This is a genomic window from Lentzea sp., assembly GCF_035525475.1.
In the GTDB taxonomy this organism is placed as follows: Bacteria; Actinomycetota; Actinomycetes; order Mycobacteriales; family Pseudonocardiaceae; genus Lentzea.
On the sequence record NZ_DATLEC010000069.1, the window covers coordinates 1 to 11,712 of the forward strand.

7 protein-coding genes and 2 pseudogenes are annotated in these 11,712 nt (G+C 69.0%); 5 read left to right on the forward strand and 4 right to left on the reverse strand.

Going from position 1 to position 11,712, the window contains the following annotated elements:
- Positions 1 to 287: 287 nt before the first annotated feature.
- A pseudogene (locus tag VM306_RS11745) lies at positions 288 to 608 on the forward strand (transposase); the annotation flags it as partial.
- 269 nt (positions 609 to 877) lie between these two features.
- Here the strand turns inward: VM306_RS11745 and VM306_RS11755 are convergent.
- Positions 878 to 1,381 carry a MerR family transcriptional regulator gene (locus VM306_RS11755; protein WP_325514065.1) on the reverse strand — a complete coding sequence of 168 codons (504 nt, stop codon included), beginning with the start codon at positions 1,379 to 1,381 and terminating at the stop codon, positions 878 to 880.
- A gap of 90 nt (positions 1,382 to 1,471) precedes the next feature.
- Here VM306_RS11755 and asnB point away from each other — a divergent pair, with 90 nt between their 5' ends.
- Positions 1,472 to 3,295: an asparagine synthase (glutamine-hydrolyzing) gene (gene asnB, locus VM306_RS11760; protein ID WP_325514067.1), complete on the forward strand. Its 1,824-nt coding sequence runs from the start codon at positions 1,472 to 1,474 to the stop codon at positions 3,293 to 3,295.
- A 254-nt stretch (positions 3,296 to 3,549) separates the two neighbouring features.
- Here asnB and VM306_RS41340 read toward each other — a convergent pair.
- Both VM306_RS41340 and VM306_RS11770 read right to left on the reverse strand, forming a co-directional pair.
- Positions 3,550 to 3,780: pseudogene (locus VM306_RS41340) on the reverse strand (transposase); the annotation flags it as partial.
- Between the two features lie 64 nt (positions 3,781 to 3,844).
- Positions 3,845 to 3,988, reverse strand: a complete 144-nt coding sequence (locus tag VM306_RS11770) for a hypothetical protein (protein ID WP_325514070.1) — start codon at positions 3,986 to 3,988, stop codon at positions 3,845 to 3,847.
- Positions 3,989 to 4,152: 164 nt separating this feature from the next.
- Between VM306_RS11770 and VM306_RS11775 the strand changes: the two genes are divergently transcribed.
- Entirely contained in the window at positions 4,153 to 5,334 is a 1,182-nt protein-coding gene (locus tag VM306_RS11775) for an FAD-dependent monooxygenase (RefSeq protein ID WP_325514073.1), read from the forward strand.
- Positions 5,331 to 6,434: an NAD(P)/FAD-dependent oxidoreductase gene (locus VM306_RS11780; RefSeq protein ID WP_325514077.1), complete on the forward strand. Its 1,104-nt coding sequence runs from the start codon at positions 5,331 to 5,333 to the stop codon at positions 6,432 to 6,434. The genes VM306_RS11775 and VM306_RS11780 overlap by 4 nt, the downstream gene beginning before the upstream one ends.
- A gap of 339 nt (positions 6,435 to 6,773) precedes the next feature.
- On the opposite strand, the gene VM306_RS11785 is transcribed toward VM306_RS11780, so the two are convergent.
- On the reverse strand, positions 6,774 to 6,965 hold the full coding sequence (locus VM306_RS11785) for a methyltransferase (protein ID WP_325514081.1): 192 nt from the start codon (positions 6,963 to 6,965) through the stop codon (positions 6,774 to 6,776).
- A 350-nt stretch (positions 6,966 to 7,315) separates the two neighbouring features.
- Between VM306_RS11785 and VM306_RS11790 the strand changes: the two genes are divergently transcribed.
- The coding region (locus tag VM306_RS11790) for an AMP-binding protein (RefSeq protein ID WP_325514085.1) at positions 7,316 to 11,712 on the forward strand (4,397 nt) is incomplete at its 3' end.

An 11,712-nucleotide genomic window follows, 5' to 3' on the forward strand; every position in this document is an offset into this window, starting at 1 on the left:
GACATCATGAACATTCGCCTTGACATAGATGGAAGTCACGCCGTGGCTCCGGCTGGCTACGGGCCATGTCCTGCACACGCGCTGGCGACTCCATAGCCGAAGGCGCGCTCCACCCATGTCAAGGTGGTGTGGCGCAGCCAGCGCGTGGTGACGCCCTGCGCCCGCACGGTGGGCACGTACTCGCCGATCCGGCGCCATAGGTTGTCATAGCGTCGGGCACTTAGTACGACAACGACAGGTTGTTATGCGGGGTCGTGATCTGGTGGTTGATCTGTGTGTCGGTGGAGTTGGCGGCGGGTTGGTCGGCGGGCTTCGATGCGTTCCTGGGGCGGTTCGCGGGCCGGTTCCCGCGTGTTGAGTCGCGGCGCGCATGCGTTGGTATGTCAGCGGTTTGCTCGCCGAGGTGGAGCGGAAGAACGGCTGGACATCGGCGGAGACCGCGGGTGACGCCGGTCCGGAGGGCATGCAGCGGTGCTGAACTTCTACGCCTGGGACACCGATGGGTTGCGTGACGATGTGCGTGCCGCGGTGGTCGAGCGATAGGCGATGCCGAGAACGGTGTGCTGATCGTGGACGAGACGGATTTTGAAGAAGGGCAGGTCCGTTCGATGACGTAGCGGTGGTGGCCCAGTTTCTTGGGCGACTCGATGCCCCTGCGGGCAATGTGGGCGATGTGGGCGATGATGCCCCGCTGTCGCAACGCTTTCCGGCAGGACGGGGGGCGTAGCCCTTGTCGGCGTGCGGCTTGCGCGGACGGCGGCGAGGCCTGCCGACCGGCCCCTTGATCGAGCTGGCGGTCGCGACGGCCGGGTTCGCGCTCGCCGCGGTGACGTTTGCCTGCTCCCGGTTCTGTCAGCGACCCGTCAGGAGATCGCTGTCATGCCCGTTCATGACCAGCCGGCCCCGGCGAGCGCCGTCGTGTTTCGGCCGTTCGTGATTGCTTCTTGCCGCGCTTGCGCGCCAGCCGGGCGTCGATGTCGTCGCGCAGGTACGGGCACTCGGTGGCGAAGTTGTCGCGGTGACAGCGCAACGTGTGCTCCAGGTACGCCTTGGCCGCAGTGAGCTGCTCGATCTGGATGCTGATCGAATCGATCCGGGTATGCACCACGTCGTGCCAGTCCTGGTTGTCGTTGTGGTCGGCCAGCAGTGCGGCGATGTCGTCCAGGCTCATCAGCCCGGTTTCCTGCAACAGCTGTATTATCGCCAATCTGCGTACCTCGGTGTGGTTGTAGTACCGCCGACCGACCCTGCGGTCTCGTGGTGAGATCAAGCCCCGCTTCTCCCACCAGCGCAACGTCGACGTCGCCACGCCCAGCTGTTCGGCGACCGCACCGATCGTCATCGTCTCCACCGGACAAGACAAGCGCATCCGGTGCCGCACGCGCAACCACGGTGGCGCGGACGCTTGACTTGAAGTCGACTTCAAGTGAGAGCCTCGTCGTGACGATTCCATGACGGGGAGGAACCGGCGATGTGCGGTATCGCGGGCTGGGTCGATTGGGAGCGCGATCTCACCGAGGAGCGCCCTCTGCTGGAGGCGATGACCGACACCCTTGTCCCGCGCGGTCCTGATGCGGGCGGTGTGTGGCTCTCGCCGCGGGCCGCGTTCGGTCACCGGCGATTGGTGGTGATCGACATCGAGGGCGGCGTGCAGCCGATGCAGGCGCGCCGGGATGGCGAGCAACCGTGCGTGTTGACCTTCAACGGAGAGATCTACAACTACCGTGAACTGCGCAGCGAGCTGCAGGGACGGGGCCATCAGTTCCGTACCCGCTCGGACACCGAGGTGTTGCTGCGCAGCTACCTCGAATGGGGCGAGCAGTGCCTGTCAAAGCTGAACGGCATGTTCGCGTTCGCCATCTGGGACCCCAACCGGCAGGGCCTGCTGCTGGTGCGCGACCGACTGGGCGTCAAGCCGTTGTTCTACCTGCCCTACGCCGCCGGGGCGCTGTTCGGCTCCGAGCTGAAGGCGATCCTGGCCCACCCGATCGCCTCGGCCGAGGTGGACGTCGAGGGACTGGCCGAGGTGCTGTGCATCAACCAGACCCCCGGTCACGCGGTGTTCCGCGGCATCCGCGCGCTCCGGCCAGGCCACTACGCGTGGATCGACCGGCGAGGCTGCCGGGAGCTGCGGTACTGGGGCCTGGAAAACGGCGGTCATGCCGACGACCTGCCCGCCACCACCGAAGCGGTGCGGGAGCTGCTGGAGGACATCGTGCAGCGACAGTTGATCGCTGACGTGCCGGTGGGCACCCTGCTCTCCGGTGGACTGGACTCCAGTGCGGTGACCGCACTGGCCACTGCCGCGCGGAACCGGGAGGGGCGTGGCCGGCTCGCTACGTATTCGATCGACTTCGAGGGCAATCAGGAGAACTTCCAGCCCATCGCGATCCGCCCGGAACAGGACAACCCGTTCGCGCGGATGGTGGCAGAGCATGTCGGCAGCGACCACACCGAGTTGCTGCTGGGTACCGACGAGGTGGTCAAGGCCCGGTCCGAGGTGCTGCGTGCCCGCGACATACCTGGTCTGGCCGATACCAATGCCGCCCAGTACCTGCTGTTCCGCGAGGTCAAGATGCGCTCGACGGTGGCGCTGTCCGGCGACGGCGCGGACGAGGTGTTCGGCGGCTATCTGTGGTTCTTCGATCAGCGGATGCTCAACGCCGCGACATTTCCCTGGGCCGTCTCGGTGGCAGGGTTCGAGCCGGTGCTCGATCCCGAGCTGTGGCAGAAGCTGCGGCTGCGCGAGCACATCGCCGATCAGTACGCGCAGACCATGGCCGAAGCGCGGGCGCTGGACGGCGAGGCACCGGCCGACGCGCGGATCCGGCAGATGTTCTACGCCAACCTGACTCGGTGGCTGCCCCTGCTGCTGGACTTCATCGACAGGATGAGCATGCGAGTCGGGCTCGAGGTCCGGGTGCCGTTCTGCGATCACCGGCTGGTGGAGTACCTGTGGAACACGCCGTGGGCGTTCAAGACAACCGAGGGGCGGGTCAAGAGCCTGTTGCGGAACGCGGTCGCCGACCTGTTGCCGACGGCGGTCCTGGACCGGAAGAAGACCTCGTTCCCGGTCAGTCAGCACCCGGCCTACGAGCAGACACTGCGCCAGCAGATGCGGGCCGAACTGGCCGACTCCAACTCGCCGCTGCTGCCGCTGGTGCGCAGGCAGGCCGTGCTCGACCTGCTGGAGGGGCCGCTCGGCGCACAGGGCATGTGGCGCTCCGCGGACACACTGTCGTTGCTGTTGCAGATCGCCGAGTGGCTGCGCACGTACAACATCCGCATTCGATGAAAACCGGACGTGACCCAGGTCTGCCGACGGAATCACCGGCGTTGGCGCGATCGGTCCCGCGGTCGCCGACACCGTGGTCATGGGCAGCTGATGAGGACTGTCAGTAGGTCACCGGCAGCCCTCATCGGGCCGCAGGGACCTGGTAGTGCTTTGTTAGGTGCTGCTGACCTGGGGTGATGTTGTGGGTGTTCGGGTCTGGATGGGGCTGTCGGCAGGTGTGGCAGACGCCTGTCCAGACCGCGAGCAAGGCCTGGAGTTCGCGCAGGACCGCGTAGAGCGTCAGGCCTGCGCAGGGGCTCTGGGGTGCGGCGGAGCTGGGTGCAGATGGCTTGGGCGACGGCGGCGGGGGTGACGTGGTGGTGCCAGCCGAGCCAGGAGCGGCCTTCGAAGTGGTCCAGGCCGAGGCCGTCTTTGAGTTCGCGGTAGTCGTGCTCGATGCGCCAGCGGATCTTGGTCAGCCGCACCAGATCCCGCAGCCGGACCGTCCACATCGGTCTCGATCAGGTGGATTTCGCCGTTGGACCGTGACCCGGTCACCGCGAAACCGAGCTACAGCACGTTCAGGCCGAGCTCCTCCTCGAGCGGGATCACCGGTCCACCGTGCTGTTCCGCGAGCGCGACCTTCGGCCTGCCCCGGCGCAGGTTGCTGTCGACCGAGTTTCGCCGAGCATGATGACCTTCCCTGATCGTCACACAGTCATATGAACCTATGGCAACTTCACTATGACTGACGGTCTGCCGCGAGGATGCCGCAGCTTCATATCTCGGTAGATGTTTCGGTGGTCCCGCGACGACTGGTCACGGGACGACCGAGATGCTCGTCCGTGTTGACATTGCCGGCACGGGGGAGGGCGTTGATGAAGGTTGCGGTGATCGGTGGCGGTGTGGGCGGGCTCGCCGCGTCGCTTGCACTGCGCCAGGTGGGGGTGCACACGACGGTGTTCGAGCGACAGCACCGGTTCCCCCGTGTCGCCGTCGGCATCGTGCTGACGCCGAACGGGGTGCGCGCGCTGGACGTGCTGGGCGTCGGCGACCAGGTGCGCGAACGCGGCCACTGCCTGTCCCGTGAGGCCGCGCACCAGGTGAGCACGCTGGACGGCGAGAGCCTCGGCGCGATCAGGTACGGCGAGTTCTACCAGCGCCACGGCACCCCGTTCGTCGTCATTCGGCGCGCGGACCTGCAACAGATCCTGCTCGACGCGCACGGCCAGGTCGGGCTGCGGATGGGGGCGGCGTTGCTGGAGGTCCGCGACGGTGACCACGCGGCGACGGCCTACTTCGCCGATGGCTCGCACATGTCGGCCGACGCGGTGGTCGGCGCGGACGGGCTGCGTTCGGCGGTGCGTGCCCAGCTGTTCGGCATGGAGCCGCCTCGCCACGTGGCCACGACGCTGCGCGGCATCACCCGGCGGGAGCTGCCCCCGGACAGGACCGACGGGTTCACCGTGGTCGGTCCTGGCCTCGGCCTGTTCTTCGCGCCGCTCGGACCGGCCGAGATGTACTGGACCGCCACGATCATCTCCTCGGAGGGCTGGCCCCGCGACCCGGCGGAGTCGATGGAGCGTCTGCTGGAGCGCCTGGAGCGCTGGCCATCGATCGTGTCCGAGCTGGTGCGCGCGGTCGACCGCGAGTACCTCGTCGCGACGGACCTCGCCGACCGTTCGCCGCTCGCGGTGTGGAGCAAGGGGCGGATCACGCTGCTCGGGGACGCGGCACACGCGATGACCAACTTCCTCGGCCAGGGCGCGAACACCACGCTGGAGGACGCGGTCGTGTTGGCCAGATGCCTTGATCGCGTGGAGTCCGACGACGTCGCCGACGCGCTCACCGGCTACGAGCTGGAACGGATCGGGCGCACCACGAGGATTGTGCAGAGTTCGGCGGCGCTGGCCAGCGGTGAGTGGAGCCGGGACACCGCCGAGATCTTCCGCGGCTACCTGGAGAAGGTCCTCAACGGCGAGTTCATGGACTGGGTCTACGGCTTCTCGTCGGACACCGGGCACCCCCGGCGGCCACAGGAAACGGAGGCGCGGTCGTGAGACGACACGTCGAGATCGCGGGAGCGGGGTTCGCCGGACTGACGACGGCCATCGGACTCGCGCGGCGCGGCTGGTCCGCCCGAGTGCACGAGCGAGGCACCGAGCTGCGCGACTTCGGCGCGGGAATCTTCCTGTGGGAGAACGGCCTGCGCGTGCTCGAGTCGATCGGCTGCGCGGACCGCGTGCTGCGCCGGTCGCACGAGGCGAGCCAGTGGGAGGAACGCGACTCGCAGGGCAACCTGCTGAGCACGCGGCCATTGCCGCTGCCCGGCGGCCTACGCATGATCACCCTGACCCGCCAGGACCTCTACGCCACCCTGCTGGCCGAGGCGCGGTCGCTCGGCGTCGAGTTCCGCACCGGGTCGCACGTGGTGGAGGCGGACCCCGACGGGTTCCTCGTCGCGTCAGGCGGAGAGCGGTGGCCGGCCGACCTCGTCGTGGCCGCCGACGGCATCCGCTCGACGGTGCGTGACCAACTGGGGCTACTCGACGGCCACGACGTGTTCGGCTTCGGGATGTACCGGTTCCTGGTGCCACTCGACCGCGCGCCCGGCGACTCCGGCCAATGGCGCAACTACGTGAACTACTGGAACGTGGAGCACCGGCGACGGGTGCTGTACGTGCCGTGCAACTCCACGGACCTGTACCTCAACCTCGGTGCCCCCGACGGTGACGAGGACGCGATCGGCGAGCCGCTGAACGAGGAGGTGTGGCGCGCTTCGTTCCCGGTGCTCGCGGAGTTGCTGACCGGCCTGCCCGCGGCGCCCAGGTTCGACCGGTACGAGGTGCTGCGGCTGCGCAGGTGGTCGGTGGGCGCGGTGGCCGTTGTCGGTGACGCGGCACATGCCATGCCGCCGACGCTGGGCCAGGGCGCGGGCACCGCGATGATGAACGCGCTGAACCTCGCGGTCGCCGTCGCCGAGGCCGACGACGTCCCGGCGGCGCTGACGTCGTGGGAAGCCCATGAGCGGCAGGAAACCGAACGCACCCAGGACACCTCGGTGGCCCTGCTCGCCCAGTTGATGCCGCGGGAGGGCGAGCAGCGTTCCGAGTGGACGCAGGAGCCGCTGCGGACGGCGGCACGCTCGCCGCGCGGTTGACCCGCCGACTCCGGGACACCTCCCTCCCGGTGGGACGCCGCCCTCGTCCCGTACGACGAGGGCGGCGTTCGCACATCAAGATCTTCTCGGCACCGCGACGCACCCGCCTGACCGTCGAATGCGGGTGAAGGCCGACCAGATCTTGCGTCCGGCCAGGACACCGGTCGCACGGGCAGCCCCGGTGAACGGGACCAGCTTGACGTCGGTGAACCCTGTTTCCTCCAGCCATTCGCTGTTCTCGGCCACCGTGCAGTTCTGCCCGCCGCCGTCTTCGTGAGCATGTTCGGGCTCATCAGGGCAGCGGGCCGGGGAGGTCGTCCTCCACGAACGGCTCGCAGATCATGACCACGCCTCCTCGGACTTGCGCAGCATGGTCCGACCGGTCTGCGGGTCCCAGTCGTGCAGCACCCCGGACAGCAGGATGGCGTCGTGCCCGGCCGGCAGGTCCTCGGTGAGGAGGTCGTCCGACTGGACGGCGATCCGGTCGGTGAGGCCGCGCTCCGCGATCTGCTCGGTCGCGATCTCCGCCACCACTCGCCGAGTGCGCCCGCGATGTCGGCGGCGGTAACACCATCCATTGTGGACAGTGTGGTGTACAGGCCGGGATCGGCCGCCGCCTGTGGTGTCTTGGTCACCCGGGATCCGGCGATCATCTGTACCGGTGGCAGGTGATTGAGCGCTGTCTGATCCACGATCCGCGGCTGCCGGCGGTGGTGATGACGACACGACACGTCACGGTCCTACCGGGGGATCGGCCGAAGTGCTTGCCGGAGTTCTCCCCGGTGTTGCTACGGAGAAGTCTTCGGCATGGCCGCGATGACTCGGGGGCCGAGGTTTCCCAAGCTGGACGACATCTGCCTTGTGTACCGAGGAGCTGCCGCATGACTGGTCCTGCGTTGGTGTCGTCCACGGCCACGTTCGTCGATGTGGTGCGGGGGCACGCGAAGCGAGCGCCCAACGAGGTGGCGCTCGAACTCGTCGACTCCGACGGGGGTCGGGTCACGGTGACCAGGGGGCAGCTCGACGCGAGGGCGGGGGCGGTCGCGGCGGCGTTGCGGGAGCACGCCGAACCGGGTGAGCGGGTCGCGCTCGTGTGTGCCACGACGACAGGGTTCGTCGAGAACTTCTTCGGTGCCCTCTACTCCGGTGTGTGCGCGGTGCCGTGCCTCATGCCCGCGACGACGGCGAACTCGAACCGGCGTCGGCGGTTCCAGCGGATCGTCGGTGACGCCAGGCCGTCCGCCGTGCTGGCCGCGGCCGACGACATGGACGTGCTGAGGTCGGCATGGCCGGAGGGCACCGCACCGCCCGTCTGGCTGCACAGCGAGAACATCGTCGAGAGAGAGTTCCCCGGCGAGCCGATCACGCCGGACGCGCTGGCGTTCCTGCAGTACACCTCGGGTTCGACGAGCGACCCCAAGGGCGTGATGGTGAGTCACGCCAACCTGATGGCGAACCTGACGACGCAGCAACGTGGGTTCGGGCTCACGCCGGACGACACGTTCGTGAACTGGATCCCGCTGTTCCACGACATGGGTCTTGTCGGTGTGCTGCTCAGTTCGCAGTTCACGGGGTCGCGGTGTGTGATGATGCAGCCACAGGCGTTCGCGGAGAAGCCGATTCGCTGGCTGCGCGAGATCTCCGAGCAGCAGGGTTCGGTGGTCAACTTCGCCCCGAACTTCGCGTTGAGGTTGTGCGTCGACCGCACGTCCGAGGCCGAGCGGGCCGCGCTCGACCTGTCCCGGTGGCGCCGGCTGATCATCGGTTCCGAACCGGTCATCCCCCGTGTGGTGCGTGAGTTCCGTGACGCGTTCCGGGTCAGCGGGTTGCGGCCGGAGACGCTGACAACGGCCTACGGACTGGCCGAGATGACGCTCACAGCCACGAACTCCGTGGAGGGCGAACTGGATTTCATCGAGGTGGACGCCTCCGAGCTGGAGCAGGGCCGGATCACCGCCCCCAGGGGTGAGCGGACCAGGGAGCTGACCACTTGCGGCGTGCCGATGCCCGGCTGCTCGGTGGAGATCGTCGATCCGGACACCGGCGCACGGCTGCCCGACGACCTCGTCGGCGAGGTGTGGCTCGCGGGTGACTCCGTCGCCGGCGGCTACTGGGAGATCGCGAGCGAGACGACCTTCGCGGCACGGCTGGAGGACGGTAGCGGGCCATACCTGCGGACCGGCGACCTCGGGTTCCGGCACGGCGGGTCGCTGTACCTCACCGGCAGGAGCAAGAGCCTCGTGATCATCCGGGGCCGCAACATCTTCCCTCACGACGTGGAGGAGACGGCGGGAGCGGCGGCCACGGAGACGATGTCCGGTGTGGCGGCCGCGTTCGCAGTGCCCGTCGAGGACGAGGAGCGGCTCGTCGTTGTGCAGGCGGTGCGCGCCACCAGGGAGACCGACCTGGCCGCCGTCGCCGACGCCATCCACCGGGCGGTCGTGGCCGAGTTCGAGATCGAGCCCTACGACGTCGTGCTCGTCCGGCCTGCCGGTGTGCCCCGCACCACGAGCGGAAAGATCCAGAACGTCGCCTGCCGGCAGTCCTATCTGGATGGTTCCCTGCGGGCACTGGCGAGCAGCAGGGACACCCGCACCGAGCCGGGCGGGTTCGGTCGCGGCACGCTGGCCGCGATGGCGCCCGCGGCACGGCGTGGAGCGCTGGAGGCGTGGCTGAGGCAGCAGATCGCGATCGCCGCGCGGGTATCGCCCTGGCAGATCGACGGTGGCGCGCCGCTGACCGCGCTCGGGGTGGACTCGTTGCGGTTGCTGGAATTCCGCGGGACGATCGAGCGCGAGCTCGGCGTCTCGCTGACGAGCACCACCGCCGTGCTGGACGCCATCGTGGACGAGGTGCTCGCCAAGCTCGACGAGCAGGCGACCGCACCGGCCGAGGGAATCGTCCCCGACCCGGCGCACCGCTTCGACCCCTTCCCGCTGACCGACATCCAGTACGCCTACCTCGTGGGCCGCAGCGAGACGTTCGAGCTGAGCGGTGTCGCCACGCACGGCTACGTCGAGCTCGACGCCGTCTCGCTCGACCTGGAACAGCTACAGGCGGCGTGGCGCAAGGTCGTCGACCGGCACGAGATGCTGCGTGCGGTGGTGCTGCCGGACGGCACGCAGCAGGTGCTGGAGACCGTCGAGCCGTACCGGATCGTCGTGGATGAGTCCGCCGACGAGAAGTCCGTGCTCGCGGTGCGCGCGCGGATGTCGGCGCAGATGCGCCCGGTCGGCGAGTGGCCGTTGTGGGAGGTGCGCGCGAGCCGCTTCGGTGACGGGCGGGTCCGGGTGCACCTCAGCTTCGACCTGCTCGTCGCCGACCTGTGGAGCCTGCGGCTGATCATGGCGGACTGGGCGCGCTACTACACCGAGCCCGGCCTGGAGCTGCCGGAGGTCGAACTGTCGTTCCGCGACTGCGTGCTCGCGCAGACTCGCGCGCAGGACTCCGCGCGGGCGAGCGCCGCGATGGAGTACTGGCGTGGCCGGATGGACACGCTGCCGGGCGCGCCGGATCTGCCGCTCGCGGTCAGCCCACGCGACATCAAGCGGCCCGTGTTCGTGCGCCGGTCGAGGCGGATCTCGGTGTCGACGTGGAGCCGGGTCAAGAAGCTGGCCTCCAGCCACGGCGTCACGGCCTCCACGACGTTGCTCGCCGCGTACGCCGCGGTGATCGGGCGGTGGAGCCGGTCGCAGCACTTCACGTTGAACGTCACGCTGTTCAACCGGCCCGCGGTGCACCCGGACATCGCCGAGGTGGTCGGCGACTTCACCTCGATCGATCCGCTCGAGATCGACCTGCGTGAGTCGCTGTCGTTCGCGGGCTTCGTGCAGGCCGTGCAGACCCGGCTCTGGGACGACCTCGCACACGACGCGGTGAGCGGCGTGCGGGTGTTGCGTGAGCTCGCGCAGGTTCGCGGCACGTCAACCGGTGCGCTCACGCCTGTCGTGTTCACCAGCGGTGTCGGCTCCCAGGGTGAGGGCGAGTCGCTGTTCCCCGTCGTGCTGGGGCGCCACGGGTTCACGGTGTCCCAGACACCCCAGGTCTACCTGGACCACCAGGCCACCGAGGACACCGGTGCGCTCACACTCTCGTGGGACTCGGTGGACGAGCTGTTCCCGGCGGGCGTGCTGGACGACATGTTCGCCTCGTACTGCGAGCTGGTGGAGCGGCTCGCCGACGAGGAGTCGTGGCAGTCGTCCAGCGTGGCGCTGCCCCGGTGGCAGGAGGCGTTGTTCGACGACGTCAACGCGACCGAGGGGGAGCAGCCGGAGAAGCTCCTGCACGAGGCGGTGTTCGCCCGCGCGGTGTCCACTCCGGACGAACCGGCCGTCTGGTCCGGCAGGTGGCTGACGTTCGGCGAGCTGTGCGGTCGTGCGGTCGTCGTGGCGGAACGGTTGCGTGCCATCGGGATCCGGCGTGGCGCGGCGGTCGGTGTCGGTGTGCAGAAGGGCTGGCGGCAGACCGTCGCGGTGCTCGCGGTCGCGGCCGCCGGCGGCATCTACGTGCCGATGGCGCCGGACCTGCCGAGGGAACGCAGGCGCTGGCTGCAGAAGCATTCGGGTGTGTGCTGCGTGGTCACCGAGGAGGCGTACCTGGAAGCCTGGTCCGGCGTCGCCACGATCGACGTCGGCGCGGACGGCTGGCGGGAGGCGGACGTCGCGGGCTGGGAGTGCTTCGCCGAGCCGGGTGACGTGGCGTACGTGATCTACACGTCCGGGTCGACGGGCACACCGAAGGGTGTGGCGGTCACGCACCGGTCGGCGCTGAACACGCTGGCGGACGTCTGCGAGCGGTTCGGGGTCGGTGTGGGGGACCGGGTGCTGGGTCTGTCGTCGCTGAGCTTCGACCTGTCGGTGTTCGACGTGTTCGGGGTGCTGGGCGTCGGCGGCGCGCTCGTGCTGCCGGAGCCGGACGCCGCGCGCGACCCCCGCCGATGGCGCGAGCTGGTCGTCGAACACGGCGTGACGGTGTGGAACTCGGTGCCCGCGCTGGCGGAGATGTTCTGCGCGCACGCCGAGGGCGAGCGGGGCGAGGTCGGGCTGAAGGTCGTGATGCTGTCCGGCGACTGGATCCCGGTGGACCTGCCGGACCGGCTGCGCGCGGTGGCGCCCGGCGTAGCCGTGATGAGCCTGGGCGGTGCCACGGAGGCCGCGGTGTGGTCGATCTTCCACCCCGTCGAGGAGGTGGACCCCGACTGGGTGTCGATCCCGTACGGGAAACCGTTGCGGAATCAGCGCTTCGCGGTGGTGAACGAGCGCGGTGAGCGGTGCCCGGT